General features: G+C 42.2%; 13 protein-coding genes. 5 read left to right on the top strand and 8 right to left on the bottom strand.

Annotated features, from left to right (window positions below; all coding sequences use genetic code 11):
- Nucleotides 1–47: 47 nt before the first annotated feature.
- Nucleotides 48–2,093: an Ig-like domain-containing protein gene (locus FIU21_RS12175; protein ID WP_036885745.1), complete on the top strand. Its 2,046-nt coding sequence runs from the start codon at nt 48–50 to the stop codon at nt 2,091–2,093.
- Between the two features lie 282 nt (nt 2,094–2,375).
- Here FIU21_RS12175 and FIU21_RS12170 read toward each other — a convergent pair whose 3' ends face one another.
- From FIU21_RS12170 to FIU21_RS12140, 8 genes are all read right to left on the bottom strand, one after another.
- Entirely contained in the window at nt 2,376–3,383 is a 1,008-nt protein-coding gene (locus FIU21_RS12170) for an acyltransferase family protein (RefSeq protein ID WP_004358911.1), read from the bottom strand.
- A complete protein-coding gene (locus tag FIU21_RS12165; protein WP_036885746.1) occupies nt 3,380–4,774 on the bottom strand; it encodes a hypothetical protein in 1,395 nt (464 codons plus the stop codon). The genes FIU21_RS12170 and FIU21_RS12165 overlap by 4 nt, the downstream gene beginning before the upstream one ends.
- Nucleotides 4,775–4,782: 8 nt before the next feature.
- Nucleotides 4,783–6,807 carry a type IX secretion system anionic LPS delivery protein PorZ gene (gene porZ / locus FIU21_RS12160; RefSeq protein ID WP_004358916.1) on the bottom strand — a complete coding sequence of 675 codons (2,025 nt, stop codon included), beginning with the start codon at nt 6,805–6,807 and terminating at the stop codon, nt 4,783–4,785.
- A complete protein-coding gene (locus FIU21_RS12155; RefSeq protein WP_004358918.1) occupies nt 6,804–7,688 on the bottom strand; it encodes a glycosyltransferase family 2 protein in 885 nt (294 codons plus the stop codon). Before FIU21_RS12155 ends, porZ begins: the two co-directional genes overlap by 4 nt.
- 333 nt (nt 7,689–8,021) lie before the next feature.
- Complete coding sequence (locus FIU21_RS12150; protein ID WP_004358920.1) at nt 8,022–8,606, bottom strand: non-canonical purine NTP diphosphatase; 585 nt, start codon at nt 8,604–8,606, stop codon at nt 8,022–8,024.
- Between the two features lie 167 nt (nt 8,607–8,773).
- Nucleotides 8,774–9,760: a YitT family protein gene (locus FIU21_RS12145; protein ID WP_004358922.1), complete on the bottom strand. Its 987-nt coding sequence runs from the start codon at nt 9,758–9,760 to the stop codon at nt 8,774–8,776.
- Nucleotides 9,757–9,888 (bottom strand): hypothetical protein, encoded by a 132-nt coding sequence (locus FIU21_RS13430; protein WP_257880692.1) that lies wholly within the window; start codon nt 9,886–9,888, stop codon nt 9,757–9,759. Before FIU21_RS13430 ends, FIU21_RS12145 begins: the two co-directional genes overlap by 4 nt.
- 28 nt (nt 9,889–9,916) lie before the next feature.
- Nucleotides 9,917–12,823 (bottom strand): leucine--tRNA ligase, encoded by a 2,907-nt coding sequence (locus FIU21_RS12140; RefSeq protein ID WP_004358923.1) that lies wholly within the window; start codon nt 12,821–12,823, stop codon nt 9,917–9,919.
- Between the two features lie 592 nt (nt 12,824–13,415).
- Here FIU21_RS12140 and FIU21_RS12135 point away from each other — a divergent pair.
- From FIU21_RS12135 to FIU21_RS12120, 4 genes are all read left to right on the top strand, one after another.
- The gene (locus FIU21_RS12135; protein WP_050759729.1) at nt 13,416–15,593 is read left to right on the top strand and encodes an outer membrane beta-barrel family protein; all 2,178 of its coding nucleotides are present in this window, start codon (nt 13,416–13,418) and stop codon (nt 15,591–15,593) included.
- 549 nt (nt 15,594–16,142) lie between these two features.
- Entirely contained in the window at nt 16,143–16,790 is a 648-nt protein-coding gene (locus FIU21_RS12130) for a hypothetical protein (protein WP_004358927.1), read from the top strand.
- 45 nt (nt 16,791–16,835) lie between these two features.
- Nucleotides 16,836–18,350 (top strand): RNA polymerase factor sigma-54, encoded by a 1,515-nt coding sequence (gene rpoN / locus FIU21_RS12125; RefSeq protein WP_036885747.1) that lies wholly within the window; start codon nt 16,836–16,838, stop codon nt 18,348–18,350.
- A 40-nt stretch (nt 18,351–18,390) separates the two neighbouring features.
- Nucleotides 18,391–19,008: a hypothetical protein gene (locus tag FIU21_RS12120; protein WP_004358931.1), complete on the top strand. Its 618-nt coding sequence runs from the start codon at nt 18,391–18,393 to the stop codon at nt 19,006–19,008.
- Nucleotides 19,009–19,019 lie beyond the last annotated feature (11 nt).

Here is a 19,019-nt window from a genome sequence, read left to right as displayed (position 1 = left end):
CCTTTAAAGGATAAAAAAGTAAAAGGGTAAAAAAGTAAAACAGCGATATGAAGAAGATAAGACAAAGATATTGCCAAGGAGTAATGGGTGGAAAGGATGGCTTTTCAGCTAAGGTCAGCCATTGCCTTTCGGTGTTTTACCAACAACGTGTTTTACCATTCTACCTTTTTACACTCTTAGTTATTGTTCTTTCTTCATGTGCCAAGATGGGACAACCTGATGGTGGATGGTACGATGAGACGCCACCAAGAGTGTTAGGTGCCTCCCCTACTGAACGAGCAACCGACGTAAACAGTAAGAAGGTGAATATCTATTTCAACGAGTTTATCAAGTTGGAGAATGCATCAGAGAAGGTTGTTGTCTCTCCCCCACAGATTGAAGCCCCTGAAATTAAGGCTACTGGTAAGCGAATCACAGTAAGTTTACAAGACAAGTTGCAGCCTAACACCACCTATACCATCGACTTCTCTGACGCTATCACGGATAACAACGAGGGTAACCCATTAGGAAACTACACCTATAGCTTCTCTACTGGCGACCATATCGATACACTTGAAGTGGCTGGTTATGTGTTAGAAGCTGAGAATTTAGAGCCAGTAAAGGGTATTCTCGTGGGCCTTTACAGCAATCAGAACGATACAGCTTTCCAGAAACAACCAATGCTTCGTGTCTCACGTACCGACAGTCGTGGTCATTTCAGCATACGAGGTGTTGCCAAGGGTGACTATCGTATCTATGCACTACAGGACATGGACGGCAACTATATGTACAATCAGAAGAGTGAGAAGTTGGCTTTCACGCCCGAAGTCATCATGCCATCATGGAAGCCAGACATACAACAAGACACGCTATGGATTGACTCCTTGCACATCAAGGATATCAAACAGGTGCCTTACACCCACTTCCTACCAGATGATGTGGTGCTGAATTCCTTTACACCTACACAAACAGACCGCTACTTCCTCAAGTCTGAACGCAAGGAACCAAACCACTTTACGCTCTTTTTCAGCTATGGTGACGCCGACCTTCCACAGATAACAGGACTCAATTTTAACGATAAAGATGCGTTTATAACAGAGCCAAGTCTGAACCAAGATACGATTATCTACTGGCTGCGTGATACTGCCCTCGTCAACCAAGACACACTGCGAATGCAGATGCTTTATAACATGACGGACAGTGCAGGTAAGCTTGTCCCTAAGACAGATACGTTAGAGATACTCTCAAAGGTGCCTTACGCGAAGCGTTTAAAGCGCCAGCAGGAGGAATACGACAAATGGGTTAAAAAACAAGAGAAGGCAAAAGAACGTGGAAAAGCGTTTGAAACGACAATGCCTGTCACACCTTTGGAGGTCAGATATAATGTTCCTTCCCAAATGGATCCTGACCAAAACCCAACATTCGAACTCCCTACCCCAATTGCAAAGACGGATACGTCCAAGATACATCTTTACGAAAAGATAGACTCCTTATGGTATCGAGCGAAGTATAATTTCGGTGCTGAACCTGGAAAACCGCGCTCTTTGAAGTTGGTAAGTGCATGGGACCCAGGACATGAATACAGTGTTGAGGTTGATTCTGCAGCCTTTACAGACATCTATGGTAAGGTTTCTGCAAAGTATAAGCAGGGTGTTCGTATCCCATCAATTGACGAGTATGGTACGCTAATAATGACCTTACAGAACATGGAAGGTAAGAACTGCTTGTTGCAGTTGCTTAATGAAAGCGACAAACCAGTGAAAGAGGCGTACGCAAAGAACAACCAAGCAACCTTCCATTACATCAAGCCGGGCAACTACTATCTACGCCTTATCGTCGATGATAACGACAACGGAAAATGGGATACGGGTGATTATGCAACCCAACGACAGCCCGAAGCCGTTTATTATTACCCGAAGGCTATCGAGTGTAAGGCTAAGCGTGATGTACAGGGAACGTGGAATCCACGTCTACTCCCACTCTACAAGCAGAAGCCTGCAGCCATAACAAAGCAGAAGGCTGATGCGCAACGAAAGATAAAGAGACGTAATGCCGAACGCGCTCGCAGTCTTGACATCTCACTACCTGACGAGCTTCTCAATTCGGGTCAGTAGAAACAAAGGAAACGAAAGAACAGGTTTAGTAAAACCTATCCATACGACAAGCACCCTCATCTATCCCCTACCGTCTTAAGGTTAGGATTGATGAGGGTGCTTTTATTATATCAATTTCGTAATAGATAACGCTCCGCACCATTGGTGCGAACCATCAGCACCATTGGTGCGGACCGTCAACACGACATGTGCTGAGCAAGAAAACATCAGTTGAAAATGGGAAGAAAGAATCTTCTAAAAGCTTATTAAGACTACTTTTCAGCCAATATAGCCTACTATCTACTAAGAAACAGAAATACCAGAAATCAATGCCAAGGTTCGACCCAAACGGCTGTTACGACAACGATAAAGCAGCTTATAGACCAAGAAAGACCCATAAACGCCTGATAGAAAAGCAAGGATAATATAAAAACCTATATCAAAATGGGTGAATCGCATGAGTATTTGTAAACTCAATGCTTGAAAGATTCCATGATAAAGATAGATAGTATAAGAAGCAGGAGAGAGGTGATTGAGGAAACGAAGCCCATATTTTGCGTATAAGCGTGACAAAGCAACTGACATAAGAATACCACCCGTTGCAAAGAATAAATCCATAAGAGGGCTTTTATTTACGCGTAGACCGATAATTGATACTACAAACGTAAATAGGAAGACTAAGATGGCTGTTTTCCCTTTATCGAGAAAGCGCATCAAACCAAAGCTGGATACAAAGTAACCTAAGGCAAAATAAAAAGCATAATGAATTACTCCAACGACATTAAAAAGTGTATCGTGGGAGAAAGGGAGGGAGATATTTGCCAGAGCAAGTAGAGTAAGTAAAAGAGTAGTAACAGTAAGCGAAGTTCTATGTTGCAGTCGCTGCAAAAAGAAAAGGGCAATCACTGCAAAAACAAAGAGCAAGAATAAAGTGGGTAAAAACCAATAGGAACCGTTAACATTGCGGTAAGGATAGATGAGCATCAACACGTATTCGCTCCAACTGGCTTGTATCGGGCGCACCATAAACTGCGATAAAAGAACCTTTGGAACAAAGAGTAGAGTACTCAAAGCAAAGTAAGGAAGCAGCAAGCGAACTGCTTTACGACTTAGAAATATATGAGGTTGTAGCGGTTTTCCGTTTACTGAGACATTGAAAAGATAGCCTGATACGAAGAAGAAAAGGGGTACATGGAACTGATACATCCAATCAACTATCAGACTATTTGTCTGATAAAAAGAGTGCCCGAGTACTACCAAGAGAGTAGCGAACACATGGAGAAAAGAGATTTCAGCTATCTTTTCTTTCATTTCATCCGTTTTACTTGGTCATCTTCAGCATACCATACACCATCGCAGCTGGCTTTCTCTGCCTTTAGAAGCAAAGCTTTCAACTGCTTTCTGTTTGTTATCTCTTCGTTAATAATGGTCTTAGGCCATTGATAACCTGTCTGTTGAAGAACGGAATAACCCCAACCAAAAGCCTCGAAAGGAATCACCCAGAAGGAAGAATACTTTGTTTCTCCTTTGTCTAAATGTATCACCATCACCTTGTTTACTGGTCGGTCGCATTGACTGACAATGCTCTTTGCCATCTGTTCGCCCATCTTACCTGATAGAAAAGAGGCATAGCCGTGATGGAGTAGGGTGAAGGAGGCTGTCAAAAGATAGAGCAATGCTGAGACCATCAATACCTTCTTGTTCTTGATTCGTTCACAGAGTAGGGCTATCATCAATGTAACAAAGGGCAAGACAGCATAACAGTGCATCGCAGAGAAGATTGTCATCAAATTGACAAAAGCCCCAATAAAGAAGGATAAAAGCAGCACTACGAGTGTTTTCTGTAGCTTAAAAGAACGCAGTAGAAGCCAAAGAAAGGGTAGGGGAAGGAGTCCTGTGATGATAACAACAACAAGATGACGATGCTGTGGATGAATAAGACTGGCGTAATCAATAGGATAGAAGGTCACTCCTAACAGTACGCCAAGATTACGCAATAGCTGTTTTGCAGTAAAAATCATGTACGCATTGTTCTCCATATGAAAGCTATCAGTCAGTATGAAACGGCTAACAAGATAGAAAACAAATACAAGGCAGGCGCAAAGAAGATGTCTGATAACATAATTGAAACGTTCTTTTCCTATACTCCATACGATGAAGGGTGGGAAAACAAACCAAATGTAGCCCGACTCTTTAGCAAAGACCGAAAGCAAAGCGCACAACAACCACAGCATAAACTTTCGATAACCAGACAGACTGATGTAGCTATATAAGGCAAGAAGTCCCCATAGAAGCGAATAGACTTGGTTTAGGGAATCAATATTCAAGACCGCCCCCAAGGTGCCTGACGACAAATAAAAGAAAACGACGGACAGGCTGCGTGACAACGTACTAACCCTAAACCATTGCAGAATCCTATAGACCAACCATGTGTTGAGGATATGTCCCAATAGAATGAGAAGATGGTTTAAGAAGGGAAAAAGTCGGTAATTAAGTCCGAGAAGATACCCAAAGAGTACATCAAAAGGGCGCCAATAATTGCCATCAGGAAGTAGACTTTGAAACGTAAGAGGCTCCGTCTGCGGTATGGTATAGTACGTCCAGTCGTCAAAAGTAGGCTGGAGTTGACAAAGCAACTGCAATGCCAACGGAGCTGTCAGTAGTATCCAAAAGATTGGATTACGTCCTACCTGTGTCTTCATTGCCTCAATTAATTAACTACAGCAACCTTACAAACAGTTCCATTGTCACCGTTTTCATCGGCAGTCTGTACCATATAAACGCCTGATGCAACACGTTTTCCGTTCTTATCCTTGCCATCCCAGACGAAAGAGCCACCATTACTGGTACCTTCAGCGACAAGAACTCCATTTGTTGTTACAATCTTCACATTGACATTCAGCGATAAACCAACAATCGTAATAGGTCCTGTATAACCCGGTTTTACTGGGTTTGGATAGGCGTATGTGGTCTCATCATTAGGTGAGTCTACAGCCTTTGTAGCATCACTCATATATGAACAGAGACCATTATCAGTAGCAAAGAACACCTCACCAGTTACGTCATTGATAGAAATAGATTGAATGTTGTTAGACAGCAGATGACTATTTGTAGTCGTAAAATACTGCAACTGTGTCATATTATCCGCACTAATGAGGTAGACACCATTGCCTTTTGTACCAAACCACTTGCGCCCTCCGCCATCAACTGCCATAGCAGTAATATCAAGACCAGCGAGAAGATAGTCTGCAAGATTGGTTCCATCGTTACGCGGAACCTTAACTTGTACAAAGCGATAGTTATCCTGTTCGTTCATTTGAGAGCGTTGAAGAAGCATCGGACCAGCTGTTGTTCCCACCCAAATATTATGGTCTAAGTCCTCTGCCCAGCAGTGAACAGCTGTAATATCTACGTTAGAACCATCCTCATTCACAAAGCGAGTATAAGCTTTGAGCTTATCATTCTTAGGGTCATAAGAGAAGAGTCCCGGCTGTATCCAGTAATCATTGCAAAACCAAAGGAGGTTGCGACTGTCCAAGCGCATCTGTGATAAGCCTGAGAGTCCTATACCATCTTTCATCAGTTCAGGCTTACTGAAGGATGTCATCTGCCCATCTTTCGACACACGAATTAGGTTTTCTTTCTTCGTTTGGTTATTGAGTACCCATAGATTCCCCTCTCTATCGTAAGCCAATCCGTAGACAAGTACATAATCATTACCCAGTTCTCTGCCTCTGTCCATAGCTCCTTGCAGGATGCTATTGTCCTTGTTATAGAAGGCTACCATCTTACCAGACATAAACTCATAGAGGCCTGTTCGTGCTCCTACATACACATGATTACTATTGCGAGGGTCTATTGCTACCGCCTTTGTTCCTATATAAGGATAACCCGTACGAGTAGAAAGATTGTCTTCGAAGAAGTCCCAATCATCACCCTGTAACACCTGTACAATACCTGGATTCTCCCAGTTATTAACGGTCGGATTGTAGATACCTCCAGTACCATAAAGACGGTTATTAAGGAAGGTAGTCCATACAAAGGTGTTGCGCTTTGGACCGCCAGGATTAAGCGTTTTAGCCTGTGCCAATAGTGCTGCATCTGCTGTTCTTGGACGCTCTACATAAGTTCCTACGTTCGTCCAGTTATTTCTATCGAGGAGATTAGCAGACAAGGCAGCACGATATAGTCCGTTACTTTGGCTGGCAGCATAGATATAACCGCCCTCAATATAGCTGTAATTGACAGGGAAAGAAAGGTTATAACTGTCGCTTATCTCTGCTTTAGCAACATTGAGTTTTACAAGTCCAAAACCTGTAGAGAGATAACAATAAACGCCAGACATATCAATACCATTGACGGTTTTATCTGCCATTGTTGTCTTTAAATAGTAATCTGGTACATTGGTAACATTCCCTCTATCGTCCAATAGGTCGATATTATTATTCGAATAGAGGATAACCAACCGACGAGCTGTCTTATTCCAAGCAATGAAACGGATATCCGAATCGCTCAAACCATTGACTTTATCGTAGGTCTTTATACTCTGGTCGTTCTTGTTATAGGTATAAAGGCTATTGGAAGCAAGTACATACAACTTGTTACTTCCTTCTTCAACCCACTGTACATCACTGTAGGCAAGATAATTCTTCCATGTTCCAACACCGCCAGCAAGGGCATTACAGTAAGCTAACAAGATGAAAGCCGCAACTAAGAGATATCGTTTTATTGTCATAGAGTATTCTTTTCGTGATGGATATAATACATCAGTTTGTATACATTAAACAAGAAAATACTGGGATTATTGCCTTGAAGATGTTTCTTTATGCGTTGTCCTACAAGGAAATAAGCTGCATTAACCAGCTTTTGTAGGTGCAGTTTCTTTATTTTCTCAGCAGTTTCAAGCAGTTGGGAATAACCTTTCAGTTGGTTACGGAAGGTATATAGTGTACGAAGAGACTGTTCAGTTTTATCCAAGAACTCACTGTTTGATTCAAAGAAATCAAGTGTTATGGGGTTATCGATATGCGTGATTGCTATATGATCCATGGCAAGTGACTTACCAAAGAGTACATCTTCATAGCCGTATTGGACGAAATTCTCATCAAAAGAATGTTCCATCATGATGTCTTTATGTGCTAAGAAGTTTGTCGTACGAAAGTGTTTTGTAGCATGACACTGCCTATCTTGCGGTGTATTCTGCTGTTCATACGCCTTCTCATAGCGGTATCTGAGGTTATTTTTCCACCTGTTTAGATCTCCTCCTATCCTTATTCCACCTACAACAACATTGCTTTTAGCCTGCAGATAACGACGAATAAAGTGTGAATTGTCTAATGTTAAATCTCCATCTATGAAGAGAAGCCACTCTCCTTGTGCTTGCGAAATAAGGAAATTACGGATAGCTGAACGCCCAACGTTCTGTTTTCTTGTTATATAACGGACACCTTCCAACCTCTCTATACGCAAGTTATGCTCTATATAGCTTGCCACAGAAGAGCAATCATCAGCTACAATAATCTCAAATTCAGTACCACATTCCACGCACTGCCGATGTAACTCTGTCACCAAAGCTTCACAATTACAGTTATAAACAGGAAGAAGAATAGACAACATAGCAGATATTAAATAGTTATATTCTTTATGTCAAACAGGCAATGCATAAGCTAATTTGCTTCGAATCGGGGCTTATCAAGCTAAAAAAAGCAGCCCTTTCAGCCGTTATTATCAGCCAAAAGGCAGGATAAAGGAACTGTCTTCCTCAAATTATTTTCATGAAAAGAATTTCTTTTTGTCGTGAAAAAAAATATTTTTCTTCATGAAAAGAAATGTTTTTCTTCATGAAAATAATTCGGAAAGGGTATTTATAGAAATCGAAAAGGGGGGTTTAACGGTTTTACTTTGTTACTTCTTTCCCCCTTAAAAAGCCCCTTTAACCTTTTTACTCTTTTATCCTTTCAGCTTTCCCAAGTATTCCGCCAACTTCTTTACAGCCCTTGCACGATGAGAAATCTGGTTCTTTATCTCCTCACCAAGTTCTGCAAAGCTCTTGTCATAACCCTCTGGAATGAAGATAGGGTCATATCCGAAACCCTCTGTTCCATGATTCTCGGTAGCGATTCTACCCTCTACCTTACCCTCAAACTGATGTTCTACACCATCAATGATGAGTGAGATAATGGTGCGAAAGTAGGCTTTACGATTGGCTTTCCCTTCTAAGTTTGCCAATAGCTTACGCATATTCGCCTCGCTATCGTGGTCAGTTCCCTTTGCATAACGAGCTGAATGTACACCGGGTTCACCACCGAGCGCCTCCACCTCAAGTCCAGTATCGTCAGCAAAACAGTTCTGACCGTAGTGTTCAACGACGTAAGAAGACTTCTGACGTGCATTCTCCTCCAGTGTTGCTCCAGTCTCAGGGATATCCTCATGACAGCCAATCTCAGCCAAAGAAACGATTTCAAAGTCCTTTCCAAGGATGTCCTTAATCTCTTCTAACTTGTGTTTATTATTTGTTGCAAATACTATTTTCATCTTCGTAAATCCTTTCCTTACTATGAAAAAACTATGTTATCACATCAAGCCCCTTGTCAACACGACAGGGACCCACCACTCATGTGCTCGCAAAAGCTTACAGCCATTGAACACACGAGTCATGTGTCCCTGTGGTATAGCATGTGGAACACAGCCCTACTGCCTATTTATTTCTGTTCATTCGCAGGCTTTTTCATGGCTTCAGCCAACTTCTTTTCCTGCTTTTTCATTTCCTTTTTAGCCTTAATCTTTATCTGATCGAAGCCTTCACCATAGACACCGATAACCGAACTCTGGCTTACAAAGGCTGTTGGGTCGACCATCTTGATGATACGGAAGATAGTTTTACTCTCGTTACGCTTTGCCAACAAGCAGATAACCTTCATATCATTACCAGTGTACCAACCATGTCCGTCAAGGATAGTCAGCGCATGCTCGGTCTCCTCAACAATCGCTTTGGCTATTTCCTCATGTTTCCAAGAGAAGATCATGAACTGTACTGACTCGCGTCTCATATTCATCACGTGGTCTAACATAAAACACTCGATGAACATCGTACAGTAACCAAAGACCATCTTATGCAAGCGTTCCATGACATCACCAAACTGAGGGAAGAACAAACAGCTACCCACAATCAAGATGTCAACGCCCATTAAGACCTGTCCCAACGAGATATCATGATACTTATTGACACAGGCAGCAATGATATCCGTACCACCCGTACTTCCATTATTTAAGAAGACGATTGCCAATCCCGTACCTGTAAGGCTACAACCAATAATCAATGACATAAAAGCTTGGTCTTCACCGAGCATCTTCACCATGTGTCCTGCAGCATCCTTAGGCATCAGATCCTGCGCAAAAATCAATAGGAAATAAAGGGCAAAGATAGCATAGATGGTCTTCATCAGGAACTTAAAGCCCAATATCTTCAAAGCAACTATCAACAACGAAATGTTGATAATCATGTAAGTATTCTCAATCTTAAAACCCGTAGCATAGTAGATTACGGCAGACATACCCGTCACTCCACCCGTTACTATCTCATAAGGCATTAGAAAGACGGTAAAGGCAGCAGCGTAAATAATTAAGCCAACGGTCAAGAAAAAGTAATCTTTGGCTTCGGATCGGATGAGTTGTTGATCAATGGTCATAGGCTCTTAGAATGGTTAAGACGAAGAGGCTGTATCGCAACACGACTGTAGTGGATACTAACATACGGACTTCCTTTCCGTTGGAGATTACCGCTGTCAGAGAAACAAACCTGCAACCCTGTTTCCATACAGCCTCTTCTATGGTTTATTGAATAGTTATTTGCAAACGATATTGATAATCTTCTTCGGCACAACGATAATCTTTACGATTGTCTTACCGTCGATATAGTGCTGGCTTCGTTCGTCTTCTAAAGCCTTCTTCTCAATATCTTCCTTCGTTGCATCAGCAGGGAAGGTCATCTGGAAACGTGCCTTACCATTGAAAGATACTGTCAGCTGCACCTCATTCTCTACGAGATAAGACTCATCCCATTCAGGCCATTCAGCATCGAAGACACTCTTTGTCTCACCACCCAACTGCTCCCACAGCTCTTCAGCCATGTGAGGTGCGAATGGAGCGATGACGATAACCATCTTCTTCAATAGTTCACGATTAGCACACTTCTGCTGTCCGAGTTCGTTGACGCAAATCATAAACGCAGAAACAGCTGTGTTGTAAGAGAACTGCTCAATATCGCCTGTCACCTTCTTGATAAGCTTGTGAACGCTCTTCAATGAATCCTTTGAAGGCGCATCATCGTTGAGTTCCTGCTGATAAAGCTTCCAGAACTTCTTCAAGAAACGGAAACAACCATCGATACCATTCGTATCCCAAGGCTTACTTGCCTCTACAGGACCTAAGAACATTTCGTAAAGACGGAGAGTATCTGCACCATATTGCTCAACAATCACATCTGGATTGACAACGTTGAACATTGACTTAGACATCTTCTCTACCGCCCAACCGCATTTATAGGTGGCGGGTGATGAATTTTGGGTGTTGATGAAATCAGATGATGATGTGCCATCTTCGAAGATAAATTCAGCATTGTTATACTCTGGACGCCATGCCTTGAAAGCCTCAACATCCAATACATCAGCATGAACGATATTGACATCAACATGGATAGGAGTAGTATCGTACTTATCTTTCTGACCTAAGCTGACAAAGACTGGTGCCTTTGAGTGGTCGTCAGAGTTGATACGATAAACGAAGTTAGAGCGTCCTTGAATCATTCCTTGGTTCACCAACTTCTCGTATGGTTCCTCTTTACAGCTAATACCAATATCAAAGAGGAACTTATTCCAGAAACGACTGTAAATCAAGTGACCTGTTGCATGTTCAGTACCACCGACATAAAGGTCTACATTCTGCCAATACTCGTCTGCCTTTTTGCCCACAAGTGCCTCGTCATTGTGTGGGTCCATGTAACGAAGATAGTATGCTGAGCTACCTGCAAAGCCTGGCATTGTATTCAACTCCAATGGGAATACAGTCTTATCGTCAACCAATGACTTCTCAACAACCTTACGTTCTGCCTCGTTCCAAGCCCAAACCTTTGCACGACCCAATGGTGGTTCGCCGCTTTCTGTTGGTTCGTACTTGTCGATTTCAGGTAGTTCGAGAGGCAAACACTCCTCTGGAATCATGTAAGGCATTCCCTGCTTGTAATAGACTGGGAATGGTTCTCCCCAGTAACGCTGGCGTGAGAAGATAGCATCACGCAGACGATAGTTAACCTTTACACGACCGATACCCTTCTCAGTAACAAACTGCTTGGTCTTGGCAATAGCTTCCTTCACCGTAAGACCATTAAGAGAGAAACCGTCCATACTCTCTTTACCTTCCGCAGGAGAGTTCATTACGATTCCTTGCTTTGCATCAAAGCTCTCTTCAGAGACATCAGCACCCTCAATCAATGGGATGATTGGGAGGTTGAAATGCTTTGCAAAGGCATAGTCACGACTGTCATGAGCAGGCACAGCCATAATCGCTCCTGTTCCATATCCAGCCAAAACATACTCTGAAATCCAAATAGGAATCTGCTCACCAGTGAATGGGTTGATACCGTATGAGCCTGAGAAGACACCTGTCACCTTACGATCTGACATGCGCTCCAACTCTGTGCGCTTCTTTACATACGCCAAATACTCCTCTACCTCAGCCTTCTGAGCCTCTGAAGTAAGCTCTGCAACGAGTTCTGACTCTGGTGCCAATACCATGAAACTAACACCGAACATCGTATCAGCACGCGTTGTAAAGATAGTGAAATGACCCTCCTTTACCTCTCCACCTGCTACTGGAGTCTGGTATTTGAATTCAACCTCTGTACCCTCAGAACGTCCAATCCAATTCTTCTGTGTCTCTTTAATAGAGTCAGACCAGTTGACAGTCTCCAATCCATCAAGCAATCGCTGTGAATAAGCAGACACACGAAGACACCACTGCTTCATCAACTTCTGTACGACAGGATAGCCTCCACGCTCGCTCACACCATTGACAACCTCGTCATTGGCAAGCACTGTTCCGAGTCCCGGACACCAGTTTACCATCGTCTCACCGAGGTAAGCTATACGATAGTTCATCAACTTCTCCTGCTGTTCCTGCTCGTCCATGCTCGACCAGTCACGTGCTGAGAAAATCAGTTCCTCGCTCTGTGCGACATTAAGGTTCAGTGTTCCTTCTTCCTCAAAGTGGCGAACAAGGTCCTTTATAGGCATTGCCTTCTGTTCTGTATAGTCATAATAAGACTCGAACATACGCTCGAAAGCCCACTGTGTCCAGTGATAATAACGTGGGTCACAGGTGCGTACCTCACGATCCCAGTCAAAACTGAAACCTATCTTATCCAACTGCTCACGGTAACGAGCTATGTTCGTGTCGGTTGTCAGCTGTGGATGCTGACCCGTCTGAATGGCATACTGCTCAGCAGGAAGTCCGTAAGCATCATATCCCATAGGGTTCAACACGTTGAAACCCTTCAGTCGCTTATAGCGTGCATAGATGTCACTTGCAATATAACCCAATGGGTGTCCAACGTGCAATCCGGCTCCTGATGGATAAGGGAACATATTAAGTACATAGAACTTCTGCTTGTTCTCGTCCTCAACAACTTTGTAGGTCTTATTCTCAACCCACTTCTGTTGCCATTTCTTCTCAATGTCTATGAAGTTGTATTCCATTCTTATTTCTATTATAACTAATGTGCAAATTTACAAAAAGTTTCCGTAAAACACTTCGTTTCGATGGGAATTATAGAACGAAATAGTATAATAAACTTTGTTTACTTAGGGTAGAATAAGCCCTTTATAACAATAAACTGCTCTTATCTTAACTACACATCGCATGACTTTCACTCCTCCGCACCACACGTGCGAAGCGTTCGCACCATTGGTGCGGAGGCTTAACACCACTTGTGCTAAGCCTTAACACGTCAGTAGTTAAGGGTAGGAATAGGGGGATTTGATGTTACATTAAACCATTGGTAAGGTTCTATTGATAAATAGGTATAGACAAAATCTTATCAAACCACTATTAATCAACCTATTAAAAGGAGGGTTCATTCCGTTTGACAATCTGTTTTCTAACCAAACACTGTGTGCTTTTCTACATTGTAATCTTCATGCATATTTATAGAGAAAAAAGCACTAAAAAGGATTAAACTACGGAACATAAGGACAAGAATGTAAAAATACTTTTGAAATAAATTGCAACTTATTAAGAAAAAACATATATTTGCATCATATTGATAACTATAAACTTAACGCTTTGACTATGTGGAATAAATCAATACTATTACTCACTGCTTGCATCTCTGCAACAGCCCTATCAGCCCAGAACACAACCAAAACAGACTCAACAAAGACACAGAAGTTGGAGGAAGTCGTCGTAGCACAAAGGCGCCAGCTTATCAAGAATGATATTGACAAGCTAACCTATGACGTGCAGCATGACAAGACTGCACAGACGAAGACGACCTTAGAAATACTCAAGAAAATACCCCTTGTCACCGTTGACGGACAAGAAAACATCAGGGTTCAAGGCTCTACAAGTTTTAAGGTGTATAGGAACGGACATCCTGACCCAAGTCTTTCAGGGCAGAACCTTAAGGATATTCTCAAGGCAATACCTGCTTCTACGATCAAAAGGATTGAGGTTATCACTGATCCCGGTGCCAAGTATGATGCTGAAGGGACTACAGCTATCCTCAACATCGTCATGATGAGCAATACTAAACTACAAGGAATATCAGGCAATGTGAACTCTGATGTCAACACTCACGGCTCTGTAAGGCTTGGTACTTATCTAACAACAAAGGTGGGAAAGCTCACGACAACCGTCAATTATAACTACATGAACCAAAGCAGAAAACAAACAGAAAATAATAGAGAGGAGGTTTACGACTACGTAAAGACGGGCGAGCAAAAACGTGAATATGGGATTAATAGTACTGCAGCAACAATACATTTCGGTAATATCAGTGCCAGTTATGAGGTTGACTCACTCAACTTGCTGACCGCATCGACCAATTTTTTTGGCTATAAAGTCGATGCCAACACACAAAGCACGAATGAACGATGGGACAAGAACAGCCAGTTGATTTACAAATTCGACAATAATATGACTACTCCGGGCTATTCTCATCTTAACATTGGAGGACGTTTGGATTATCAACATAAGACTCATTTAGATGGAGAAATCCTGACGCTTTCTTATATGTTGGCAGCTACACGACCACACACCATCTTCCGTCAGATGTATAACAACATGGTTAACTTCCCTGTCAGCTATACAAGTTACGACCAGAATACCCGTGAACGCTTCACAGAACATACTTTCCAGATTGACTATGTACGCCCCTTTGGAAAGCACCATAAGTTAGAAAGCGGAACGAAATATATCCTTCGTTACAACAACAGTACGTCATTAATGGACTATCAAGGGACTACTCCTGACATGGAAAGTAAGTTCAAGCATAACGCACAAGTGGCTGCTGCCTACCTCTCATATATCTTCACCGCTGGCAAATGGGCTGCTCGTGCAGGTTTGAGATATGAGTTTACTCGCATGAAAGCGTCCTATCCCGATGGTAGTAATGCCGATTACCATGCTAATCTCAATGACTGGGTACCATCAGCAAGCCTACAATACAAGATTAGCGACGGTCAAACACTGAAGTTTAGCTATAATACCAGCATCAACAGACCCGGCATCGGCTATCTCAATCCAGCCATCATTAGCACACCAACAGAAGTCTCTTTCGGTAATGCAAACTTAGGAAGCAGTCGCAATCAAAAGCTACAACTTGTGTATATGTTGGTTGCTTCAAAACTTACTTTGCAATTAAGTCCCTATTATTCATTTACCAACAATGGTATAGGTCGTATCTTGTATGAACAAAATCGCAAAGATGTTTCTACTTATCAGAACGTACTGAAGAGTAAAGTGTTCGGTATTTCATCTTACACAGAATGGACTCCTTTCACCGGAACATCGTTTACACTCAACGCTTCCATGCGTTATGCCCGAATCACCTTGCCCACACCTTCTACCAAGAACAGCGGATGCGGTGGTGGTATCTACTTTAATTGGGAGCAGAAAATACCTTGGGAATTAACGTTGACAACCAGTATTGGAGGTGAATATGGCAACCGAATTTATGATCCGTATGCCATTGAGGGGCATTGGTTCTACTATGATTTCACCTTGACACGTCGCTTTTTTAAAGACAAGCTAACAGTATCTTTATCAGCAGAATCGCCTTTCATCAAAGAAAGATCAAGTACTTATCGTATCGTTCGAGGCGATTATACTGGTTATGAACGCTCCGTTATGAAACCTAAATGCTTTGGAATCCGTCTTTCATGGAACTTTGGTAAGTTAAAAGCAAGCGTCAAGAAGGCTGAACGAAGCATTCAGAATGATGACTTAGTGGGTGGAGAAAAGAAGTAGAAACAGGTCGTTAGGACTGTATAACATACGTTATTTGGCTTGATGAATGTCGTAAATTTAAGTCCAAAGAATGGTTTTTAATCACCCATTTTAGCATAGAAAATCATTAGATAGACCCTCTTTTAAGGGTCAAAATACTCATCAAAAGCGAATTATTTTCATGAAGAAAAACATTTATTTACGTGAAAAGAAATATTTTTTTACGTGAAGAAAAATATTTTTTTTCATGAAAATAATTTGGAAACAAGTAACTATTGGTAGGCTCACAAGGGGAAATTAGGAAATAAAACGGCAACTTAACACACCTGTTTTATGCCCAATTTAAATCGTATTTATACCTATAAACAAATACACTCGAGCCTATTTATATGCCACAAACAACTTATCAACTCGTTTACACGTTAACCCATTAACTTTCTGCCACTTTCTTTTGCCATTATAATAAAAAAGGAGTATCTTTGCGAAAGACAAATATAGATACCCTTTAGACAAGTATTTCTCCTTCTTCTCTACTCGAAAGAGAGGAGCAAGAGTGGATATTTTACGCTTATGGCAACACATCCTTTATGGTCTGATGACTATTGGCTACTACTCCTACAGCTTTATCTTAAAAAGCCAGAGGGAATGAAACCGATGTATTCACGTGCGTTGGTAGATCTCAGTTTGGAACTACACATACCACCAAAGAACCTCTATGAACAGCTTTTTAAGTTGCGACATCGTGATATGCCCATCATTAATCTGATTTGGGAGACGTATGGAGAGAACACAAGAAAGCTGAACAAAGACGTAAAGAAACTGCGTTCGATGAAGGGGTTTGGCCAGCCAAGGGAGTTCTATGATGGTGTGAAGGTGCGCGAAACCTTTGAACATGACTTCCTTCCAGTGGAAGGGGCTACAGAGCTGAAGCCTTTTATGCTCATTATGATTCTCGACCTCTATTTCCGTCTTACTCCTATTACGATGGCAGCGGAGACACCTGAGGTGATAGACCTTGCTAAGCTGATGAAGATAAAGCCACAAATGATTGTAGAGGTGATGGATGTGTTCCAATTCTGTGACCCCTATCTGAACCGTGACGACCTTCTGATATCGCCCTTATTAATGCCATGTCAGGAGGTATGGAACCGCTATGGAAATGATAACCCAGAGAAACTTTCTGCCTTAGCAGCACAATTAAAGGAATATTTCACTTGATTATACTTGTTTTTTAGTACTTTTGTAGCACAATTCAGGTAAACAATGGCACAGGAACAAGTACAAATTCAGACCCAGAAACAACAACAGGTGCAGCGTCTCTCACAACAGCAGATGCTGCAAGTAAAGTTGTTGGAGATGCCACTGACAGAATTAGAGGAAAGTGTTAATGCTGAACTCGACGATAATCCTGCCTTAGAAGCAGGCGGAGAAGAGACTGATAGCATTGATAACAACGATACTGTAGAGCATTCAGAAGACGATGATTTCGACACACTTCAGGAACGAGAAGAGCGACAAGATGCGCTCGACTCGGCATTGGAGCGTATGCGTTCGGATGATGATCTTCCTACATACGATTCAAGACAGCAACGAAATAATGCTGAATATGAGGAGATTGTGTATGGAGACACGACTTCTTTCATCGATAAACTCAATGAGCAGGTGGGCGAGAGAGAGCTTACCGAGCGGCAGAAGAGTATCTTGGAGTATCTTATCGGTAGTCTTGATGATGACGGACTATTACGAAAAGACCTCGATAGTATCAGCGATGAGTTGGCTATCTACTATGGGATTGACGCGTCTACTAAGGAATTAGAAGAGGTACTGAAGATTCTGCAGGACTTTGACCCAGCTGGTATCGGTGCAAGAGACTTGCAAGAATGTCTCTTGTTGCAGATAGACCGTAAGGTAGAGAATGGTGAATGGGAGAAAGATAGTCATCTGTATAAATACATCTACAATATCCTTTCGCATCATTTCGACGCTTTCAAAAAGAAGCATTGGGATAAGATTCAAAGCGCACTGTCGCTGTCTGACCTTCAAGTAGAGGCGCTTCAGCGTGAGATTCGTAAGTTAAATCCGAAGCCGGGGTCGTCTATGGGTGAGACACAAGGACGTAACCTGCAACAGATAACACCTGACTTTATCGTCGACACAGAGGATGATGGTACGGTTACTTTCAGCTTAAACCACGGCAATCTACCAGAGTTGCACGTTTCGCAGGCCTTCAATGATATGATGGAGACCTACCGCAACAACAAAGCTAATATGAACCGACAGGAGAAGGAGGCGTTGCTTTATGCCAAAGAGAAGGTGGAAAAGGCACAAGGATTTATCGAAGCGGTAAAGCAAAGACGTCATACATTACAAGTGACGATGAAGGCTATCATCGATATTCAACGGAAATTCTTCCAAGATGGAGATGAGGCTGACCTCAAACCAATGATTCTTAAAGATATTGCCGACCGTACAGGACTGGATATCTCTACCATATCACGAGTGAGCAACATCAAGTATGCACAGACACGTTGGGGTACATTCCCTCTGCGTTTCTTCTTCACTGATAGCTATACAACGGAAGATGGCGAGGAAATGTCTACTCGTAAAATCAAGTTGGCACTCAAAGAAGTAATCGACAAAGAAGACAAACGTAAGCCACTCAGTGATGATGCACTTGCTAAAGTGATGAAAGAAAAGGGCTTCCCAATAGCCCGTCGCACCGTTGCCAAGTACCGCGAACAACTCGGATTACCTGTGGCAAGACTGAGGAAGGAGTGATGTAATTAGGTGTTGGATGTTAGGTGTTAGGTGTTAAAGTATGAACGAAAAGAACATTATATTAACAGCAAGAGTTGTGAGTATGGTTCTCACACCATTCTATTTACCCGTTGTGGGCATATTAGCTATCTTTACTTTTAGCTATCTAAGTATGTTCCCATGGCAGGCAAAGCTGTCGTATGTCTTTTTGGTTTACGCTTTTACAGTGCTTATCCCTACCTTACTCATCCACCTTTACCGCCAATACCACGGCTGGACATTGATTCAGTTAGGGCAACGAGAGCGAAGAATGGTTCCTTATGTGATTTCTATTCTTTGCTACTTCACGTGCTTCTATATCATGAACATCCTACACCTGCCTCACATGCTGACGTCAATACTTATGGTAGCATTGATTATTCAGATTCTCTGTGCTATCATCAACGTGTGGTGGAAGATATCTACACATACGGCAGCTATCGGTGGTGTGACAGGTTCTTTGATAGCTTTTTCACTGCTATTCAACTTCAATCCGATGTGGTGGCTTTGTCTTACACTCATCGTTTCAGGCTTTGTAGGTAGCAGTAGAATGATTCTCAGGCAACATTCATTGGAGCAAGTGGCATCGGGTTTCTTCTTAGGAATCATCTGTTCATTCATTACAATCATCGTTGTATAGAATCAATAGCA

Source organism: Prevotella melaninogenica (assembly GCF_013267595.1).
Taxonomy (GTDB): Bacteria; Bacteroidota; Bacteroidia; order Bacteroidales; family Bacteroidaceae; genus Prevotella; species Prevotella melaninogenica_D.
This window is presented reverse-complemented; position numbering and strand designations above follow the sequence as displayed.

Coding starts and splice junctions, on each gene's coding strand:
- FIU21_RS12175 (WP_036885745.1), top strand. CDS start 48: ATGAAGAAGATAAGACAAAGATATTGCCAAGGAGTAATGGGTGGAAAG.
- FIU21_RS12170 (WP_004358911.1), bottom strand. CDS start 3,383: ATGAAAGAAAAGATAGCTGAAATCTCTTTTCTCCATGTGTTCGCTACT.
- FIU21_RS12165 (WP_036885746.1), bottom strand. CDS start 4,774: ATGAAGACACAGGTAGGACGTAATCCAATCTTTTGGATACTACTGACA.
- porZ (WP_004358916.1), bottom strand. CDS start 6,807: ATGACAATAAAACGATATCTCTTAGTTGCGGCTTTCATCTTGTTAGCT.
- FIU21_RS12155 (WP_004358918.1), bottom strand. CDS start 7,688: ATGTTGTCTATTCTTCTTCCTGTTTATAACTGTAATTGTGAAGCTTTG.
- FIU21_RS12150 (WP_004358920.1), bottom strand. CDS start 8,606: ATGAAAATAGTATTTGCAACAAATAATAAACACAAGTTAGAAGAGATT.
- FIU21_RS12145 (WP_004358922.1), bottom strand. CDS start 9,760: ATGACCATTGATCAACAACTCATCCGATCCGAAGCCAAAGATTACTTT.
- FIU21_RS13430 (WP_257880692.1), bottom strand. CDS start 9,888: ATGGAAACAGGGTTGCAGGTTTGTTTCTCTGACAGCGGTAATCTCCAA.
- FIU21_RS12140 (WP_004358923.1), bottom strand. CDS start 12,823: ATGGAATACAACTTCATAGACATTGAGAAGAAATGGCAACAGAAGTGG.
- FIU21_RS12135 (WP_050759729.1), top strand. CDS start 13,416: ATGTGGAATAAATCAATACTATTACTCACTGCTTGCATCTCTGCAACA.
- FIU21_RS12130 (WP_004358927.1), top strand. CDS start 16,143: ATGGCAACACATCCTTTATGGTCTGATGACTATTGGCTACTACTCCTA.
- rpoN (WP_036885747.1), top strand. CDS start 16,836: ATGGCACAGGAACAAGTACAAATTCAGACCCAGAAACAACAACAGGTG.
- FIU21_RS12120 (WP_004358931.1), top strand. CDS start 18,391: ATGAACGAAAAGAACATTATATTAACAGCAAGAGTTGTGAGTATGGTT.